The 19810-nt window shown below is 51.8% G+C and carries 19 protein-coding genes; 18 read left to right on the forward strand and 1 reads right to left on the reverse strand.

Annotated features, from left to right (window positions below; translation table 11 throughout):
* The first annotated feature begins 160 nt into the window (after window positions 1–160).
* Window positions 161–1444 (forward strand): HlyC/CorC family transporter, encoded by a 1284-nt coding sequence (locus tag HMPREF9473_RS04175; protein WP_006778818.1) that lies wholly within the window; start codon window positions 161–163, stop codon window positions 1442–1444.
* Window positions 1445–1571: 127 nt separating this feature from the next.
* Here the strand turns inward: HMPREF9473_RS04175 and HMPREF9473_RS04180 are convergent, their stop codons facing one another.
* The gene (locus tag HMPREF9473_RS04180; RefSeq protein WP_006778819.1) at window positions 1572–1931 is read right to left on the reverse strand and encodes a TIGR04086 family membrane protein; all 360 of its coding nucleotides are present in this window, start codon (window positions 1929–1931) and stop codon (window positions 1572–1574) included.
* A gap of 169 nt (window positions 1932–2100) precedes the next feature.
* Here HMPREF9473_RS04180 and scfA point away from each other — a divergent pair, with 169 nt between their 5' ends.
* The 17 genes from scfA to ilvD all read left to right on the forward strand — a co-directional run bounded on the left by scfA (window position 2101) and on the right by ilvD (window position 19799).
* Window positions 2101–2247, forward strand: a complete 147-nt coding sequence (gene scfA / locus HMPREF9473_RS04185; RefSeq protein ID WP_006778820.1) for a six-cysteine ranthipeptide SCIFF — start codon at window positions 2101–2103, stop codon at window positions 2245–2247.
* Window positions 2248–2359: 112 nt separating this feature from the next.
* Window positions 2360–3751 carry a thioether cross-link-forming SCIFF peptide maturase gene (gene scfB, locus HMPREF9473_RS04190; RefSeq protein ID WP_006778821.1) on the forward strand — a complete coding sequence of 464 codons (1392 nt, stop codon included), beginning with the start codon at window positions 2360–2362 and terminating at the stop codon, window positions 3749–3751.
* A 17-nt stretch (window positions 3752–3768) separates the two neighbouring features.
* Window positions 3769–5913 carry a protein translocase subunit SecDF gene (locus HMPREF9473_RS04195; RefSeq protein WP_006778822.1) on the forward strand — a complete coding sequence of 715 codons (2145 nt, stop codon included), beginning with the start codon at window positions 3769–3771 and terminating at the stop codon, window positions 5911–5913.
* A 16-nt stretch (window positions 5914–5929) separates the two neighbouring features.
* Window positions 5930–7075, forward strand: a complete 1146-nt coding sequence (gene tgt, locus HMPREF9473_RS04200; protein WP_006778823.1) for a tRNA guanosine(34) transglycosylase Tgt — start codon at window positions 5930–5932, stop codon at window positions 7073–7075.
* Window positions 7076–7159: 84 nt separating this feature from the next.
* On the forward strand, window positions 7160–7453 hold the full coding sequence (gene yajC, locus HMPREF9473_RS04205; RefSeq protein WP_006778824.1) for a preprotein translocase subunit YajC: 294 nt from the start codon (window positions 7160–7162) through the stop codon (window positions 7451–7453).
* 284 nt (window positions 7454–7737) lie between these two features.
* A complete protein-coding gene (locus HMPREF9473_RS04210; protein WP_006778825.1) occupies window positions 7738–8469 on the forward strand; it encodes a creatininase family protein in 732 nt (243 codons plus the stop codon).
* Between the two features lie 85 nt (window positions 8470–8554).
* The gene (locus HMPREF9473_RS04215) at window positions 8555–9958 is read left to right on the forward strand and encodes a PTS transporter subunit IIC (RefSeq protein ID WP_006778826.1); all 1404 of its coding nucleotides are present in this window, start codon (window positions 8555–8557) and stop codon (window positions 9956–9958) included.
* A gap of 112 nt (window positions 9959–10070) precedes the next feature.
* The gene (locus HMPREF9473_RS04220; RefSeq protein ID WP_006778827.1) at window positions 10071–10871 is read left to right on the forward strand and encodes a DeoR/GlpR family DNA-binding transcription regulator; all 801 of its coding nucleotides are present in this window, start codon (window positions 10071–10073) and stop codon (window positions 10869–10871) included.
* Window positions 10849–11295: a PTS sugar transporter subunit IIA gene (locus HMPREF9473_RS25965; RefSeq protein ID WP_006778828.1), complete on the forward strand. Its 447-nt coding sequence runs from the start codon at window positions 10849–10851 to the stop codon at window positions 11293–11295. The genes HMPREF9473_RS04220 and HMPREF9473_RS25965 overlap by 23 nt, the downstream gene beginning before the upstream one ends.
* A 9-nt stretch (window positions 11296–11304) precedes the next feature.
* Window positions 11305–11592, forward strand: a complete 288-nt coding sequence (locus HMPREF9473_RS04230; protein WP_006778829.1) for a PTS sugar transporter subunit IIB — start codon at window positions 11305–11307, stop codon at window positions 11590–11592.
* Between the two features lie 23 nt (window positions 11593–11615).
* Window positions 11616–12431: a BtpA/SgcQ family protein gene (locus HMPREF9473_RS04235; protein ID WP_006778830.1), complete on the forward strand. Its 816-nt coding sequence runs from the start codon at window positions 11616–11618 to the stop codon at window positions 12429–12431.
* The gene (locus HMPREF9473_RS04240; RefSeq protein WP_006778831.1) at window positions 12428–13384 is read left to right on the forward strand and encodes a phosphotriesterase family protein; all 957 of its coding nucleotides are present in this window, start codon (window positions 12428–12430) and stop codon (window positions 13382–13384) included. The genes HMPREF9473_RS04235 and HMPREF9473_RS04240 overlap by 4 nt, the downstream gene beginning before the upstream one ends.
* 28 nt (window positions 13385–13412) lie before the next feature.
* A complete protein-coding gene (locus tag HMPREF9473_RS04245; protein WP_006778832.1) occupies window positions 13413–14222 on the forward strand; it encodes a BtpA/SgcQ family protein in 810 nt (269 codons plus the stop codon).
* 127 nt (window positions 14223–14349) lie between these two features.
* Entirely contained in the window at window positions 14350–14961 is a 612-nt protein-coding gene (locus HMPREF9473_RS04250; RefSeq protein WP_006778833.1) for an HAD family hydrolase, read from the forward strand.
* Window positions 14962–14976: 15 nt separating this feature from the next.
* Window positions 14977–16632: a glucosyltransferase domain-containing protein gene (locus tag HMPREF9473_RS04255; protein WP_034857935.1), complete on the forward strand. Its 1656-nt coding sequence runs from the start codon at window positions 14977–14979 to the stop codon at window positions 16630–16632.
* 228 nt (window positions 16633–16860) lie between these two features.
* Window positions 16861–17943, forward strand: coding sequence for a 3-isopropylmalate dehydrogenase (leuB, locus tag HMPREF9473_RS04260; protein ID WP_006778835.1), 1083 nt, complete (start codon window positions 16861–16863; stop codon window positions 17941–17943).
* Window positions 17944–18134: 191 nt separating this feature from the next.
* Complete coding sequence (gene ilvD, locus HMPREF9473_RS04265) at window positions 18135–19799, forward strand: dihydroxy-acid dehydratase (RefSeq protein WP_006778836.1); 1665 nt, start codon at window positions 18135–18137, stop codon at window positions 19797–19799.
* Window positions 19800–19810 lie beyond the last annotated feature (11 nt).

Below are 19810 nucleotides of genomic sequence, written 5' to 3' on the forward strand. Positions count from 1 at the left end.
CTGCGTGCGTTATGCATGCGGGGCATTTGGATGATGCCCAAAAGAGGGAAGGAACTGGAATCGGGCCGGCCCGGATGTCTTTATTGACAATTAGCGGGAATTCATGTACAATCACTACTAAAATCAATAGAAAACCAAGTAGAAAGAAGGAGTGATATAGTTGGACTCAAGTGACGCCATACAGTTGCTTACATTAGTTATTTTAATTTTTTTATCTGCATTTTTTTCTTCATCGGAGACAGCTCTTACAACGGTGAACCGGATTCGTATCAGAAACCTGGCGGAAGCGGGGGATGCGAGGGCCATTATTTTGACAAAGGTGATTGAGGACCAGGGTAAGATGCTGAGCGCAATTCTAATCGGAAACAACGTCGTGAATCTGTACGCATCTTCACTAGCCACAACGCTGGCGATCAGTGTGTGGGGGAGCAAGATGATAGGCGTGGCAACCGGTATTCTGACTCTTGTGATTCTGGTGTTTGGTGAGATTACACCGAAGACACTGGCTACGCTTTCTGCGGAAACACTGTCCCTTCGCTGTGCCAAGATTATTTACGGTATGATGGTGGTGCTGACACCGGTTATTTTTGTGGTGAACCAGTTATCCATGGGCGTGCTGTTCCTGCTTCGGATTGACCCCAACAAAAAGAGGGAGGCCATCACCGAGGATGAGCTCCGTACCATCGTGGAGGTCAGCCATGAGGAGGGCGTCATCGAGTCGGAAGAGAGAAAAATGATTAACAATGTATTCGACTTTGGTGAATCGCTGGCGAAAGATATCATGGTGCCGAGAATTGACATGACTTTTGTCAATGTGGACGCCTCCTATCAGGAGCTGATTGATATCTTCCGGGAGGAGAAATATACCCGGATTCCGGTCTACGAGGATACCACGGATAATGTCATCGGCATTATCAATATGAAGGACTTGCTGCTGCTGGACGACCGTGAAAATTTTAACATAAGAAATTTCCTGCGCCAGCCGCTGTATACTTATGAGTTTAAGAAGACGTCGGAGCTGATGATTGAGATGCGGCAGACGTTTAACAATATTGTGATTGTTCTGGATGAGTACGGCTCCACGGCGGGACTTATCACGTTGGAGGATATGCTGGAGGAAATCGTCGGGGAAATCCGCGACGAGTACGACGAGGAAGAGGAGGAAAGCCTGGTGGAGGTAAACCCCGGAGAATATCTGGTGGAGGGCTCGATCAAGCTGGACGACTTAAACGACTGGCTGGGACTGTCCCTGGAGTCTGAAGATTATGATTCCATCGGTGGCCTGGTGATTGGTCTTTTGGACCACCTGCCGGACGAGGGCGAGGAAGTGACCTGCGAGGGCATCCGCCTGGTGGTGGAGAAGGTGGACAAAAACAGGATTGAGAGTATCCGGATGTTCCTGCCGCAGAGTGAGGCGGAAGAGGCGGAGACGGAAGAAGCATAGAAGAAATAAACGAATCACAGAAGGGCCGGAACCGGCCGTTTGAAGACATGGCCCCCGGAGAAGTGGAAAAGAAGTTCCCTTCCCCGGGGGTCTTGTCTGTGATATGGGAGTGACGCGTCCCCCGCTGTCAGCTCAGGACACCTCCCACAACGCCGCTGGCTACGCACATGCCCATGACGGTAAACAGCTGTGTCGGCGTGGCGGCGATTCCCCGCTTTAAGCACAGCGAGACTAAAAACAGCACGGCGAAATACAGGATTCCGGCCAGGAACCCGCAGAAAAACCGTTTCTGGCGGAAGCCTTTTCCCATGAGGAACCCGCCCGCCAGGCAGGAAAAAATGTAGACCGCATTGACGGCCATCTGTACCTGGCTTTCTTTCCAGCGCAGTTTATAGAGGGCAAAGGATATGACCACCAGTAAAATACCGGAAAGAATGTAGGAAAAGAGAAGCGAGCGCACAATGACTTTCAGTTTGGATGATTCCATAAAACCTCTTAAATGGTTGTTTTGCTTTAATATATTCAGAAGGCAGGCAGGATATGTCCATGTTCTAAAAAACTTGCACATGAAGGCAGACTATGATATAATCCTTAGGAAAACTGACATAATGGGCGGAAAAAGCACGTATGTTACATATAATCAGGAGGGTGATATCATGAAGAAAGTAAAAACACTGAATACCAACACATTAAAGGATTCCATGAAGAAGGGCGGCTGCGGCGAGTGCCAGACATCCTGCCAGTCAGCCTGCAAGACATCCTGCACGGTTGGCAACCAGACTTGTGAAAACAGCAACCGATAATCAGTTCCTAAAGATTGCGAGGCAGGCAGTAAATACCCCTACGGTCCCCCGGGTTGTAGGGGTACTTATATTGTCTGCCTTATGTGTGTAAAAAGATAAGGAGAAACAACAGGTGATTCATCAGTATAAGAATAATGGCTACAACATCGTTATGGATGTGAACAGCGGCTCGGTCCATGTGGTGGAGGACGTGGTGTATGACGCCATTGAGCTGCTGGACGCAGAACTTCCCGAGATGGAGGAGCCGGCGAAACTGCCGGAGGATTTAGCCGGTCAGGTGAAAGAACGTCTGACGGCCACATACGGCGGGACGGATGTGCAGGAGGCGCTGGAGGATATCCAGGAGCTGATTGACGCGGGACAGCTGTTTACGAAAGACGTTTATCAGAATTATATCACGGACTTTAAGAACCGGGAGACGGTGGTGAAGGCGCTGTGCCTCCACATCGCTCACGACTGCAACTTGGCCTGCCAGTACTGCTTTGCGGAAGAGGGAGAGTACCACGGACGCCGGGCCCTTATGAGTTTTGAGGTTGGAAAGAAGGCCTTAGATTTCCTGGTGGCCAATTCCGGGAACCGCCGGAATCTGGAAGTGGATTTCTTTGGCGGGGAGCCGCTCATGAACTGGGAAGTGGTGAAGCAGCTGGTGGAATATGGCCGCTCGCTGGAGGAGCCGAACAACAAGAAGTTCCGGTTTACACTGACCACCAACGGCATTTTGCTGAATGACGAGGTGGAGGAGTTCTGTAACCGGGAGATGAGCAACGTGGTGCTGAGTCTGGACGGACGCCGGGAGGTGAACGACAAGATGCGGCCATCCCGCAACGGGAAGAGCAGCTACGACGTGATTGTACCCAAGTTCCAGAAGCTGGCCGAGAGCCGGAACCAGATGAACTACTACGTGAGAGGAACATTTACCAGAAACAATCTGGATTTCTCGGAGGACGCCCTGCATTTTGCGGATTTGGGATTCAAGCAGATGTCCATCGAGCCGGTGGTGTCGCTTCCGGAGGAGCCGTATTCCATCCGGGAGGAAGACTTGCCGAAGATTATGGAAGAGTACGACAAGCTGGCGGTGGAGTATATCAAGCGCAAGAAAGAGGGAAGAGGATTTAACTTTTTCCACTTTATGATAGATTTGCAGCAGGGGCCGTGTGTGGCCAAGCGCCTGTCGGGCTGTGGTTCGGGGACGGAATATCTGGCTGTGACCCCATGGGGAGACTTATATCCCTGCCATCAGTTTGTTGGCGAGGAAGAGTTCCTGCTGGGAAATGTTGACACGGGGGTAACCAACACCGAGATCCGCGATGAGTTCAAGCTCTGCAACGTATATGCCAAGGATAAATGCCGGGACTGCTTTGCAAGATTCTATTGCAGCGGCGGCTGTGCCGCCAATTCCCACAAGTTCCATGGCTCCATCACCGATGCCTATGACATCGGCTGTGAGATGCAGAAGAAGCGGATTGAGTGTGCGATTATGATAAAAGCGGCTTTGGCCGAGTAAAAAGGAGATTACAAATCATGAAGAGTAGTAAAGGAAAAGGGCTTTTAGGCCTGCTTGCCATTCTCCTGTGTGTAGGGGTGTTTGGCTATTTGGGCTACGATACCGTGGATGACATCAAGCTGGGTCTTGACTTAGCCGGCGGTGTCAGCATCACGTATCAGGCAGTGGATGAGAACCCGACGGACGAGCAGATGTCAGATACAATCTACAAGCTGCAGCAGAGAGTCCAGAATTACAGCACCGAGGCAGAGGTGTACCGCGAGGGCGGCAACCGGATTAACATTGATATTCCAGGTGTATCCGATGCCAATGCCATTCTGGAAGAACTGGGGAAACCAGGCTCCCTGATTTTCATGGACGAAGAGGGCAACACGATTCTGACCGGCGACCAGGTGTCTTCCGCCAAGGCCGGTATCATCGAGGGCAAGACAGGCGCCAAAGAGTACATTGTCTCCCTGACGTTTACGGATGAGGGCTCCAAGGCATTTGCGGATGCGACGGCGGCCAATATCGGCAAGAGAATTGCCATCATCTATGACAATATGATTTATTCCAACCCGACGGTGCAGCAGGCGATTACCGGCGGCCAGGCGCAGATTACCGGCATGGAGTCCTACGAGACGGCGGAGCAGCTGGCTTCTACCATCCGTATCGGTTCCCTGTCTTTAGAGCTTCAGGAACTGCGTTCCAACGTGGTTGGCGCGAAGCTGGGCCAGGAAGCGATTTCCACCAGCCTGAAAGCGGCGGCTATTGGATTTGCCATCGTTGCGGTATTTATGATTGCGGTTTACTTAATTCCGGGTCTTGCATCCGTGATTGCGCTGTGCCTGTATGTGGGTCTGGTATTGATACTGTTAAAGGCATTTGAGGTGACGCTGACTCTGCCTGGTATCGCAGGTATCATCCTGTCCATTGGTATGGCGGTGGATGCCAATGTCATTATCTTTACCCGTATCAAAGAGGAGATTGGTCTTGGCAAGACGGTGAAATCCGCTATCAAGACCGGTTTTGCGAAAGCGTTGTCCGCCATCATCGACGGTAACGTGACCACCCTGATTGCGGCAGTGGTACTGTTCTGGAGAGGTTCCGGTACGGTGAAGGGATTTGCCTCCACACTGGCGATCGGTATCGTGCTTTCCATGTTTACCGCATTATTTGTGACAAAAGGCGCATTATATGCATTGTATGCCCTGGGACTCCAGGATGCGAAGCTGTACGGCACCAAGAAGGACAAGGCTCCTATCAATTTCCTGGGGAAAAAGAATATCTGCTTTATCATCTCCTGCGTGGTTATCGTAGCCGGCTGGGCGATGATGGGTGTCAATTCTTCTTCTACCGGAAGCATTTTGAATTACAGTATGGAATTTAAGGGTGGTACTTCCACCAATGTGACCTTTAACGAGGATATGAGTCTGGAGGATATCTCCAGCAAGGTAGTTCCGGTGGTTGCGGAAGTGACCGGCGACCCGGAGGTTCAGACACAGAAGGTGTCCGGAAGCAATGAGGTTATCATCAAGACCAAGACGCTGTCCGTAGAGCAGAGAAAAGCTCTTGATGACGCTATGGTTGAGAAGTTTGGCGTGGAAGCCGAGAAGATTACGGCGGAGAGTATCTCCGGTGCGGTCAGCAAGGAAATGAAGCAGGATGCCATGGTAGCCGTTGTGATTGCGACAATCTGTATGCTGATTTACATCTGGTTCCGGTTTAAAGATATTAAGTTCGCGGCAAGTGCGGTTATCGCCCTGCTTCACGACGTGCTGGTGGTACTGACCTTCTACGCGGTGGCGAAGTGGTCTGTTGGCTCCACCTTTATCGCATGTATGCTGACGATTGTAGGTTACTCCATCAATGCGACCATCGTTATCTTTGACCGTATCCGTGAGAACCTGAAGTTAAAGACCGGCAAGCAGTCTCTGGAAGAGGTTGTGAACTTAAGTATTACACAGACATTTACCAGAAGTATCAACACCTCCCTGACGACCTTCGTCATGGTATTCGTGCTGTTCCTGCTGGGTGTATCCTCCATCCGTGAGTTTGCACTTCCGCTGATGGTTGGTATCGTGTGTGGTACCTATTCTTCCGTATGTATCACCGGCGCGCTGTGGTATGTGCTGACGACCTGGAAGAATAAGAAGAAAGCAGCTGAAAAGGCAGCGAAGTAATGATAAAGGATATGGCATGAAATATACGTTGATAACAAAGGACGGCCGTGCAAAGAGAGCTGAAGTTCAGACGGTGCACGGCACGGTCCAGACGCCGCTGTTCATGAATGTGGGAACGGTGGCGGCAATTAAAGGGGCGGTTTCCACCGATGATTTAAAAGAAATCAGAACCCAGGTGGAGTTGTCCAACACCTACCATCTTCATGTGAGGACCGGGGACAAGCTGATTAAGGAGTTTGGCGGCCTGCACAAGTTCATGAACTGGGACAGACCGATCCTGACGGACTCCGGCGGCTTTCAGGTGTTTTCCCTGACGGGACTTCGAAAGATTAAGGAGGAGGGAGTGTACTTTAACTCCCACATTGACGGCAGAAAGATATTCATGGGGCCGGAGGAGAGCATGCAGATTCAGTCGAATCTGGCTTCCACCATTGCCATGGCCTTTGACGAGTGCCCGCCTCATCCTGCCACGAGAGAGTATATGCAGGCTTCCGTGGACAGAACCACCAGATGGCTGGAGCGGTGCCGGGCGGAGATGGCAAGACTCAACTCCCTGCCGGACACCATCAACAAGAACCAGCTGCTGTTTGGCATCAACCAGGGCGGTACGTTCGAGGATATCCGGATTGCCCACGCGAAGACCATCTCGGCCATGGATTTGGACGGGTATGCCCTTGGCGGTCTGGCGGTTGGCGAGAGCCACGAGGAGATGTACCGGATTCTGGATGAGACGGTGCCGTATCTGCCGGAAAACAAGCCTACGTACCTGATGGGCGTGGGAACGCCGGCCAATATTCTGGAGGCGGTGGACAGAGGCGTGGACTTCTTTGACTGCGTGTATCCGTCCAGAAACGGCCGTCACGGCCACGTGTACACCAACCAGGGGAAACGCAACCTGTTCAATGCAAAATATGAGCTGGATGCGAGACCTATCGAGGAAGGATGCCAGTGTCCGGCCTGCCGTTCGTACAGCAGAGCCTACATCCGCCATCTGCTGAAGGCGAAAGAGATGCTGGGGATGCGATTATGTGTCTTGCATAATTTGTATTTTTATAATACAATGATGGAAGAGATTCGCGACGCAATCGAGGAGCACCGTTATGCGGAGTACAAAGCGCAGAAGCTGGCAGGCATGACGGAGACAAAAAATGGTAATGATTAGAGAACGTGCGGCGAGGCGGCAGTTCTGAATGACGGAAAGTCCCCCTTACAGATGTTCAGGGGAAAATGAAGGAGGAAGTTTTAAATGGTTACAGCGAGTATTATGAACGGCCCGGGATTCTGGATTATGTATGCGGTACTGTTGGTTGGATTGATGTATTTTATGGCAATCCGTCCGCAGAGCAAAGAGAAGAAGAGAATGGCGGAATTGATGTCCAGTATTGCGGTGGGAGACAGCATTCTGACTTCCAGCGGATTCTATGGCGTAGTGATTGATATGACAGATGATACGGTTATCGTGGAGTTTGGAAGCAACAAGAACTGCCGGATTCCGATGCAGAAGACAGCGATTGTCCAGGTTGAGAAACCGGAAGTATAAAATATCTGAATAGAATCAAAAGTTGCGAGGGCCATCCTGGCGCCGTTGAGGCGCTGGGGTGGTCCTTTTTGTGTTACCTGTTTCTATTGTTTTCACAAACCGGAATGTTCAAAAATGATACAAAATGATCTTTAGTGTTTAATAAACTTCTTTTTAATCCTAGAAAAGAAAATAAAAGCAAATTAAAAAGAAAAAAATATTGACAAAAAAGCAAATAAAGAATATACTCAAAGTACAAGATAACAGTATTTCCAACGGGAAGAGTGAGAAAGGAGGGGAAAAAGATGGAATATGTTAATTTGAAAGAAATGACCTGGAAAGAAGCGGATGTGAGAATGAAGGAGGCACGGGCGGTTATCCTTCCGCTGGGGTCTACGGAGCAGCACGGATACCATATGACGATTGACACCGACAACATTGTGGCGGGTCATGTGGCCGGACTGCTGGCAAAGGCGACGGACTGTGTGGTGCTGCCGGTATTGAATTACGGACAGGTCTGGTCCGCCAAGGATTTTCCGGCCACAATATCCCTAAGCGAGAGAACCTACATATCAGTCATCAAGGATATTGTGGTGAGTCTGGAGAAGAAGTGTAAGAATATCATCCTGTTCTCCGGCCACTGGGGGAACGTGGCCCCGTGTAAGCTGGCGGTGAGAGAACTTCTGGATGAATATGGCTTCCGGAATGTGTATTACTTAAGTTACATGGATTTGAAGAAGAACGGGGAAAGAATCATGGAGACGGAGCTTTGGAACGGAAGCGGGTTCCATGCCGCGGAGATTGAGACCTCCATTCTGCTTCATATCTGTCCGGACAGCGTGAAGATGGAGAAGGCAGTCTGCGAGTATCCCGAGATACCGCCGGATGTGGACATACGGCCGATTCCATGGGCGGAGTTTGCGGAGAGTGGAATATTTGGGGATGCGTCGAAGGCGACAGCGGAAAAGGGGAAACAATTTCTCGACAACTGGATGAGGCAGATGTGCAGATTAGTTACAGATAATATCCACTCGTAAGTGATGTTACTACTGACTGTGTTACAACGGGAAAGGAGAGTATGAAAAGTCCTGGGGGGAAACAGGAACATCATACAGGAATAAGATGGGGATTATATCGAGTGTAGCGAATGTATTAAAATTGATATTTGGCCAGATTGAGCTGGTCATGGCAATTGTTGTTTTGATTGGGTTACTGCTTCAGCGCAAGAAACCCATGGACGTGGTGATGGGGGTAGTCAAGGCGTTCGTGGGAGTGTTAATCCTGAAACAGGGCTCCACCCTTTTGCAGGCGCCCTACAAGCCGGTGATGGAGATGCTTAGGTCAGCGTTTGGAATCAGCGGCATTATCACGGAGAATTACTCCGGTATGGCGGCCATCAACACGGCGATTCCGATGCTGGTGACCATGGTGCCGACGGTGATGCTGTTCGGATTCCTGATCAATATTCTTCTGGCCAAGTTCGGGCCTTTGAAGGTGGTATTCTTGACGGCCCACACCATGCTGGCCTTCGCCACGCTGACGGTGTGGCTGGTGAACTGGTTCTTTGGCTGTGAGGGAGCCGTGCTGTTGATCGCCTGCTCCGTATTCTGCGGGGTCTTCTGGACGGTGATGCCGGCCTGGGCCTACAAGTATTCCAAACCCTTTGCGGGAAATGGATTTACCCTGGGCCATATCTCCTGTATGGCGGCGGTTATCAGTTCCAGAATCGGAATGCTTTTGGGAAAATACGACAAGAATCATCCGGTGCTTTTTGAGGAGGATGAGGAGGACGAGGAGAAGACAGGAAGATTTTCTTCCCTCACGAGACTGTTTAATGATTCTACAGTGGTGACCTGTCTTCTGATGACGGTGGTTCTGGCGGCGGGATGTCTGCTGGCAGGCAAAGACGCCATCGTGGAAGCGGCCGGCGGCACCAACTGGATAGTCTGGATGATAGAGCTGGGCGGCAACTTTACCGTGGGCATCGTGGTTCTGTTAACCGGTGTCCGTATGATGATTGCAGAGCTGGTTCCGGCATTTAAGGGAATTTCCGACAAGCTGGTTCCGGGAGCTGTTCCGTCTGTGGATATGCCCGTATTCTTCCCGCTGGCTCCGTTTTCCGCGATTCTCGGATTCCTGGGCGCGTTTTTGGGAGAGTTTCTGGGATTCTTTATCCTGCTGGCTTTTGGCTCCGCGACGCTGATGATTCCGGGCATTATAGCGACCTTCTTCGACGGAGGAATCGCCGGGGTATTCGGATTTAAGTATGGCGGCAAGAAGGCGGCCTTCGTATCCGGCCTGGCGGTTGGTCTGGTGCAGATACTGGGCGGCGTGATCTTCACGGTGGTGTCAGGGCTTGGAACCCTGGGCGCTACCTATGGCAACACGGACTTTGGCTCGTCCATGGCGCTGCTGGCGGTGACCATGAATATCATCGGAAGCGTCTGGTTCTTCCTGATATTGCTGGTGCTGATTTATGTGGCGGCCTGCGCGCTGTTGAAAAAGCAGTTTGCGACGGAGTCTTAGGTGAAATGACAGACGGCAGCCGGGTTAAGTTCTTATGACAAACTGATTCTACATATGATATAATTTTGAATAGTATGGGAGATATTTCCAATAAATTTCGGGAGATAGAAAAATGATAGCAGAAGAGAGAAGAAAAATTATATTAGAGAGAATTCAGGACAATAAATCCGTATCCGTGCAGGAGTTGTCTAAGGAGTTTGGCATTACGGGCGTGACCATCCGCAGAGACCTTGATTTGCTGGACCAGCAGGGGCTGGTGAAGAGGTCTCACGGAGGCGCCGTCATCCTTGACCAGAATGTGGGGGTGGAATCCGGCTTTGAAGCCAGGAGAGGCCGCAAGATGGAGATCAAGGAACTGATTGGAAAGAAGGCCGCCGGCATGGTGTCCCCGGGGGACTGCATCGGGATTGACATCGGAACCACGGTGTACGAGATGTCAAAGTATATCAAGACGATTGAGGACGTGACGGTGGTGACGGCGTCGATTCCGGTGGTGACGGAGCTGATGAACGCGAAGAATGTCAATGTCATCTGTACCGGGGGAGAGGTGTCAAGGAAGGACCAGTCCCTGATTGGGCACAATGCCATCCGGACCATCAATGAGTATATTTTGGACAAGGTGTTTGTCGGGGTGGCCGGTATCTCGTTTGACTGTGGGCTGACGCTGTTCAACATGAATGACACGCTGGTGAAGCGGGAACTGATTAAGCGGGCCAGGGAAGTTATCGTGCTGGCGGATTCTTCCAAGATTGGTTTGACGAAGCATGCATTTTTCTGTGAGCTGGAGGCGGTGGACAAGCTGATTATCGATAAGGGAATCAGTGAGAAGGACCGGATGCAGCTGGAGGGATGCGGGATTGAGGTTATCATTGCAGATGGAGAGAACAGCGATGGAGTCGAAGATATTTCGTGATATACGTGTCTGCGGGGAGCATTTCCCGGACTGGAAAGCGGTTGTGGACTACGTGGGAGAGACATTTGTTGCAAAGGGGTATGCAAAGAGAGAGTATTTTGAATACATCAAGAAGGACATGGTGGAGAATGAGGCGTACATGGTGATTGTTCCGCATTTTGCGCTGCTGCACAGTGCGCCGGAGCATGGGGCTCTGGAAAATGTCTTTCATTTCATGAAGCTGGAACACCCGGTGGAGTTTGGCCACGAGAGCAATGACCCGGTGGCGTATGTGATTACGTTTACTTCGGTGGATGCGGACTCCCACATTGCGGGGATTTCGCTGCTGGCCGGGATGCTAATGAAGGAAGGGTTTGTGGAGGAGCTTTCGCGGGCGGGCAGCGATGAGAGCCTGGCGGCATGTATTCGGAAGTACGAAGAATAGGAGAAGAATATGTTAAAGGTTAATACGGTTTGTATTAATGGCATGGGGTCCAGCCTGATTCTGAAGATGACGGTGGAGAAGGCATTTAAAGAGCTGGGAATTGACGCCCAGGTGACCCACATGGATGCGGGACAGTTTAAGGGCCGTCATCTCCCTGATGTGTGTATCACAACCCCATCCCTGGCGAGAACCATAGGGGAGCAGGAGGGGATGATTCTGATTACGACAAAGAATTTTACGGACGTGAAGGCAATCAAGGAGAAGATTCGGGAGGCGTTAAACATCGAGGAGCAGTAAAATAAATTTTGGAGAGGGATGTTATGTGGATAGACGAGGTTTTTGGAGACAGGAAACCGGTGATTGGGATGGTACATATCCAGGCATTACCCGGCACAGCCTGTTATCGCGGGGATCATGATTTGAGCCGCATCGTGGCGCAGGTGAGTGAGGATTACAACAATCTTGTGAACGGCGGCATCGACTCGGTTATCTTCTGCAATGAATTTGACAAGCCGTACTCCAGACATGTGGAGCCGCATATCGTGGCGGTGATGACGACGATTATCGACAGGGTTTTAGAGCACGGCAGGAGGGTTCCCTTCGGGGTGGACATCCAATGGGATGCGAAGGCGGCTCTGGCTATTGCGATGGCCACCGGGGCCGATTTTATCCGGGGGATTGTCTGTGGAACCTTCTGCGGGGATTTGGGATTGTTTACACCGGATGCGGAGGAGATCATCAATTACAAACATAAAATTGGCGCAAATCATATTAAAGTTCTGACAAATCTGTCACCGGAATTTTCTGCAACGCTTGACAACAGACCATTGACGTTAAGAGCGCAGACAGTGATCAAAAGCTGTCTGGTGGATGGTTTATGCGTTTCGGGGGCCATGGCAGGGGGAATTGCGCCCTATGAGGAGCTGAATCAGGTGAAACAGGCGGTGGGGGATTTTGCGGTGATCGCCAACACCGGAGTGAATTTTGACAATGTGGGAGAGATTTTAAAGATTGCCGACGCGTGCTGCGTGGCCACCTGTCTGAAGGTGGACGGACAGTCGGGAAATCCCATTGACAGGGAACATGTGAAGCGGTTTATGGATTGTGTAAACGCGGGAAGGAGAGAAGGACTGTGAGATATATTGAGACTGTGCTGGGACAGATAAAACCGGAGGAACTGGGTATTACGGATTACCATGACCATCTGATCACCATCGGAGGCGGTGAGGAGAAGGTGGACAGGGATTTGCGCCTGGACAGGGTGGATTATGCCATCTCGGCCATGAAATCATGGAAGGCCCTGGGGGGCGATATGCTGGTGGATATGAATCCCATTGACTGCGGGCGGCAGGTGGAGATGCTGAAGGAGATTTCGGCGGAATCAGGTGTCAGAATTATCGCCTGCACGGGATTTCAGCGATCCATCTATTATGACGCGGAGCACTGGGTGAACAAGTACCCGGTGGAGGAAGTGGCTAGGCTGATTGCGGAGGAAGTGGAGCTTGGCGTGGAGATCAACAATTACAACGGGCCGATTGTGATGCGGAGTACGGCGAAGGCGGGTGTGATTAAGTTTGCCACCCATTACAACATGATAAAGCCTATGGAGCTCAAGGTGATTGAGGCGGGATGCATGGCTTCGCTGAGAACGGGGGCGCCTATCAGCACCCACACGGAGCGGGGAACCATGGGGCTGGAAGTGATTGAGCTGGTGAAGAAGTTTGGCGTGGACCCGAGACGGGTGACCCTGGGACATGTGGACAGAAATCCGGATTTGGAGTATCACAAGAAGATGGCGGCCCAGGGTGTGACACTGGGATATGACGGGCCATCCAGGGCGAAATACTGGCCTGACTGCGTGCTGATTGAGCTGATTAAGGGGATGTGCGAGGCAGGTTACGCGGGAAATATCATGCTGGGCGGAGATAACGGCAGAGCCAGCATGTGGAAGGAGTACGGTGGAGCTTACGGGCACAACTATATTCTGGAGAACTTCGTGCCGCGGATGAGGGAATCCGGGATTTCGGAGGAAGATATTCACAAAATGCTGGTGGAGAATCCGGCGAGACAGTTTGCGATTGAGAAATAGGAGAATTTTGGGAGAAGGAGTCAGAATTATGAGCTGGTTAAAAGATGTGATTGGGACGGAGAAAGCGATTATTGCCATGTGCCACTTGCAGGCCATGCCGGGGGACCCCTATTATGATGCGGAAAAGGGGATGGACTGGGTAGTGGAGAAGGCAAAGGAGGACTTGTGCGCCCTGCAGGATGGCGGTGTGGATGCGGTGATGTTCAGCAATGAATTCAGCCTGCCGTATCTGACCAGGGTGAAGACGGAAACGGTGGCGGCCATGGCCCGGGTGATTGGGGAACTGAAGCCTTTCATCAAGGTGCCTTTTGGGGTTAATGTGCTGTGGGACCCCATTGCGTCTCTGGATTTGGCCATTGCTACGGGAGCACTGTTTGTGCGGGAGATTATGAGCGGAGTTTACGCCAGTGATTTTGGACTGTGGAACACGAATACGGGGGAGACGGCCAGACATCAGGACCGGCTGGACGCCAAAAATGTGAAGCTGCTCTACAATATTGTGCCGGAGGCGGCAAAATATCTGGCGGACCGGGATATCAAAATGGTGGCGAAGACCACAGTGTTTAACTGCCGCCCGGATGCCATCTGTGTGTCCGGCGCCACGGCGGGAAGCGCCACGGATGTCCATGTGCTGTCGGATGTGAAGAGCGTGCTGCCGGACACGGTGGTGATTGCCAACACCGGGTGCAGGAAGGATACGATTGAGGGGATTTTGAAGATTGCGGATGCGGCGGTTGTGGGGACGACTTTCAAGTATGACGGAAAGTTCGAGAACCAGGTGGACGTGGAGCGGGTGAAGGAGTTTATGGAAGTGGTGAGAATGGCCAGGGCGTCGTAGGGTGCCGGAATATGGGAGAGGGGACAGAGTGAATGGCACTGTGCCCTCTCTTTTTGTGTCTGCTGAGGGGACAAATAGTAAGTTTTATGGTATACTTTAAGGCAGATTGCGGAAAGGGGAATGTTTGATGATAAAAAATATTGTGTTTGATATGGGAAAGGTTCTGGTGGATTACGATTCCAGTAAAGTCTGCCGGCATTTTATAGAAGATGTGGAAGAGCAGAAGAAGGTGGAGACGGCGGTCTTCGTGTCGCCGGAGTGGATTCTGATGGATATGGGAGTGCTGCCGGAGAAGGATGCGCTGGAGAAGATTTGCAGAAGGCTGGATACGGAACACGAGAAGGAGATGGCCAAAATCTGTCTGGCCCACTGGCATGAGTACTGTATGTGGGAAAAAGAGGGGATGGCAGAGCTTGTAAGGGATTTGAAGGAGGCAGGCTTTGGCATCTATCTCTGCTCCAATGCGTCTTTGCGCCTGCTTGACTGCTACAAGGACGTGATTCCGGGGATTGAGTATTTTGACGGTGTGTTGTTCTCGGCGGAGGTGAAATGTATGAAGCCCCAGAGGGAGATGTATGGGCATCTCTTTGAGCGGTTTGGGCTGAAGCCGGAGGAGTGCTTTTTCGTCGATGATTTGCAGCTGAATATTGATGGGGCGAAAGAATGTGGTATGGACGGGTATTGTTTTGCCGACGGGGATGTGCAGAAATTGAGAAGTGTGCTGTTTGGTCTGGGATAAGGGGAAATGAGTGTGATGTTTGAGAATACGGATGACTGGGTGAAGGAGAAAATCAGGGGGATATCGCACCGGAGCCGGGTGACGTTTACGGCCGCGGCAGCGGCCGGTATTCTTGCTCATATGTATACGCTGACCAACAAGCTGCCAAACTACGATGAGCTGACGTTTGGGGCCGGAGGAGTCGGTGTGACGGTGTCGTCCGGCCGCTGGGGACTGGAGGCGCTGCATCAGCTGAGCATCTTATTGGTGGGGGAGAGTTATTCCCTGCCGTGGTTCAGCGGGATGATAGCGATTGTTTTTATGGCGCTGGCGGCATGTTATGTGGTGAAGTTTCTGGATATCCGCCAAGATATTCTGTGTGTGCTGACGGGGAGTGTGCTGGTGGTATATCCGGCATTTACCTGTGCCATGTTTTTTATGTTTACGGCGCGGTATTATGCGTTTGCTGTTTTTCTGATGGCTTGGGGATTGTATCAGTTTGACCGGCAGCTGTCTGTGGCGTCACAGAGAAAGCGGGAGGGGGTGTCTGGGTACCGGCGGTCCCTATTTTTTGCCTGGCTGGCCGGGATTGGATGTGTGATGCTGGCGACGTCTGTTTTCCAGGCGTATTATCCGCTGGCGGCGGGACTGTGCGTGGTGAAGCTGATTCAGATGTGCCTTGGAGGTGAGGCTGGGGAGTACGGGAAGGTGTTTCGGAAGGCGTGGATCTATCTGGCCATGCTGGTGGCCGCTGTGGCCCTTTATATCCTGTCGGCGAAGGCGGTGGCCGCGCTGGCGGGGGACCCGCTCAGTGGATACCGGGGAATGAACCGGCTGGGAACCATCCGTGCAGCACAGATTCCCTGGATGGTGAAAGAGATTTATAAGAGTGTGATTCTGCTATTCACATCGGATTTTTACCAGGTAAATCCCACGGCTTTTTTGAGAGTGGCGCTGGCGGTCTGCTGTCTCTTTACGGCGGTGTTGTCGGCGGTGTGTATGTGGCCGAAATGCAGGGAAAAGGGCGGTGTTTTGCTGACAGCGGAGCTTGTTGTCTTTGTGCTGATACTGCCGTTCTGCCTGAATGGAATTATTATCATGCAGCCGGATTCCTGGTTTTATACGTTGATGGAATATGGGACTGTGACGATATTTTTGTGTCCGCTGGCGGTGTTGGATACGGTTCTTAGCGGAGGCCGATTAAACGACGCCTGTCCGGCAAAACTTCGAAAGGCCGCTGACATTGTCATCACTTTCAGCATTTTATGCTGCGTGGGAATCTACATCTGGTTCGACAACGGCAATTATGTGACCATGGATTACGCCTACCGCAGCGCGGAGAGCTATTTCACCTCCATGCTGACCCAGGTGCGGATGACGGAAGGGTACACGGATGAGATGCCGGTCTACGTGCTGGGCTGGGACAGTGAGATCGCAGATAAGAGCTTTGCGTCCAACGGCAGTTTAGAGGTGTTTAACATGGCCGGGAAGAACGACTCACTGGTTCACGCCTGGAACTGGTACGCATTTTTGGAAAATTACTTAAATTACCGTCAGTTTGACTGGGATGAGGAGAAGATTGACGAGCTTTGGAGCAGCCCGGAAGCCGGGGCCATGCCCTGCTATCCGGACCAGGGTTCCATCACCAGGATGGGCGACGGGATTGTGATAAAGATTGCGGAGAAAGAATAACAAAGAGACTATATAAATAGAAAGATGGTGAAACGAAGTAAATTCTGTTACACCGTCTTTCTTTTATTCATAGTATCTCCACGACTCATAACCTACGATTATGGATTCAATTCCTATCTCGTATAGATGGAAGCGGGAAAAAACTATAGCCGTGGTTGAAATCTCGGTGTAAATGGGTTACTATTAAGAGAAATATAAAAATATACTGTCAAAGGGGAGTGAATCCAGATGAATTATCAAGTTGCTGTGATTCCGGGCGACGGGATCGGTCCGGAGATTGTGCGTGAGGCCAGGAAGGTGCTGGACCGCGTGGGAGAAGTTTATGGGCATACGTTTACATATACCGAGGTGTTGATGGGTGGAGCTTCCATTGATGTGCATGGAGTGCCGCTGACGGACGAGGCGCTTAAGACGGCCGGGGAGAGCGACGCCGTGCTGCTGGGAGCGGTAGGCGGTGATGTGGGGAATTCCAGATGGTATGACGTGGCGCCGAATCTTCGGCCTGAGGCCGGGCTTCTGGCGATCCGGAAGGGATTGAACCTGTTTGCCAATATCCGCCCGGCTTATCTTTACAAAGAGCTTGCGGACGCCTGCCCTCTGAAAAAAGAAATCATCGGCGACGGATTTGATATGGTGATTATGAGGGAGCTGACCGGCGGACTTTACTTCGGGGAGCGCCACACGGAGGAAGTGAACGGCGTTATGACGGCGGTCGACACATTGACCTACAACGAGAATGAAATCAGGCGGATTGCCATCAAGGCCTTCGATATCGCCATGAAGCGCAGGAAACAGGTCATCAGCGTGGACAAGGCAAATGTCCTCGATTCCTCCAGACTTTGGAGAAAGGTGGTTGAGGAAGTGGCGAAGGACTATCCGGAGGTGAAGCTGACCCACATGCTGGTGGACAACTGCGCCATGCAGCTGGTCATGAATCCGGGACAGTTCGACGTGGTGCTGACGGAAAATATGTTTGGCGATATCTTATCGGATGAGGCCAGCATGATAACCGGCTCCATCGGAATGCTTTCTTCCGCCAGCTTAAACGAGAGCAAATTCGGCATGTATGAGCCAAGCCATGGCTCCGCGCCTGACATTGCGGGCCAGGATATCGCCAACCCGATTGCCACAATTTTGTCGGCGGCCATGATGCTGCGCTATTCCTTTGACCTGGATCAGGAAGCGGATGCGGTGGAGAAGGCCGTGCAGAAGGTTCTGACCGATGGTTACCGCACTTCGGATATCTGGTCGGAGGGCTGTGAGAAGGTGGGAACCACGAAGATGGGAGATTTAGTTGCGGCAGCCATTTGAAATGAGCGTGGGAAGGCCATGATTTGACAAAAATCTCACAAAAACCTGTCAAAAACCGTGAAAAGCGATTGACAGAAAGGGCTTTAGCGAGATAAAGTAGTAAATAACAGAAAAAAGCAGAAAAAGTTCCCTTTGCGAGAGTCGTTTTGACTGGCAGAGGGAACTGCAATAAATTTGGGAGGGATTCGCACATGAAGAGTGATGCAGTGAGAAAAGGAATGCAGCAGGCGCCGCACCGTTCTCTGTTTAATGCCCTGGGCATGACGGAGGAGGAGATGAGAAAGCCGATGGTAGGAATCGTCAGTTCCTACAATGAGATTGTTCCGGGCCACATGAATCTGGATAAGATTGTGGAAGCCGTGAAGCTGGGCGTAGCCATGGCAGGCGGGACACCGGTGGTATTTCCGGCCATTGCGGTCTGCGACGGGATTGCCATGGGACATATCGGCATGAAATATTCGCTGGTGACCAGGGATTTGATTGCGGATTCCACCGAGTGTATGGCGCTGGCCCATCAGTTTGATGCGCTGGTGATGGTACCCAACTGTGACAAGAACGTGCCAGGGCTTCTGATGGCGGCGGCACGGATTAATATACCTACGGTGTTCGTCAGTGGCGGACCTATGCTGGCGGGACGTGTACAGGGCCACAAGACCAGTCTGTCCAGCATGTTTGAGGCGGTGGGCTCCTACGAGGCAGGCATCATGAGTGAGGAGGAGGTCTACGAGTACGAGTGCAAGGCATGCCCGACCTGCGGTTCCTGCTCCGGCATGTATACGGCCAACAGCATGAACTGTCTGACCGAGGTCCTTGGTATGGGACTCCGTGGAAATGGAACGATTCCGGCCGTCTATTCCGAGAGAATCAAGCTGGCGAAGCACGCCGGTATGGCAGTGATGGATATGTATGAGAAGAATATCCGCCCGAGAGACATTATGACAAAAGAGGCGTTTATGAACGCACTGACCATGGATATGGTGCTGGGATGCAGTACCAACAGTATGCTTCACCTTCCGGCCATCGCCCATGAGGCGGGCGTGGAGCTGAACGTGGATATTGCCAATGAAATCAGCTCCAGAACACCGAACCTGTGCCACCTGGCGCCGGCAGGTCCTACTTATATAGAAGATTTGAATGAAGCCGGCGGTATTTACGCCGTGATGAATGAGGTCAGCAAGCTGGGCGTGCTGAATCTGGACTGTATGACGGTCACCGGCAAGACGGTGGGCGAGAATATCAAGGGCTGTGTCAACAAGAATCCGGAGGTTATCCGTCCGGTGGAGAACCCATACAGCAAAACCGGCGGAATCGCTGTGCTGAAGGGCAACCTGGCGCCTGATTCCTGCGTGGTGAAACGCTCGGCAGTGGCGCCGGAGATGCTGGTTCACGAGGGACCGGCCAGAGTCTTCGACTGTGAGGAGGACGCCATTGACGCCATCAAGGGCGGAAAGATTGTGGCAGGTGACGTGGTGGTCATCCGCTACGAAGGCCCCAAGGGCGGTCCTGGTATGAGAGAAATGTTGAATCCCACATCGGCGATTGCTGGCATGGGACTGGGCTCCAGTGTGGCGCTGATTACGGACGGACGTTTCAGCGGCGCTTCCAGAGGCGCTTCCATCGGCCATGTGACGCCGGAAGCGGCAGTGGGAGGACCTATCGCCCTGGTGAAAGAGGGAGATATGATTGCAATTGACATCAATGCCAACACCATTACATTGAAGGTATCCGACGAGGAGCTGGCCGCCAGAAAGACAGAGTGGAAGCCGAGAACACCTCAGGTGACTACCGGCTATCTGGCCCGTTACGCATCACTGGTGACTTCGGCCGACCGGGGAGCGGTACTGGAAGTGAAATAGGCATTAACGGA

The organism is Hungatella hathewayi WAL-18680 (assembly GCF_000235505.1).
Classification (GTDB): Bacteria; Bacillota; Clostridia; order Lachnospirales; family Lachnospiraceae; genus Hungatella_A; species Hungatella_A hathewayi_A.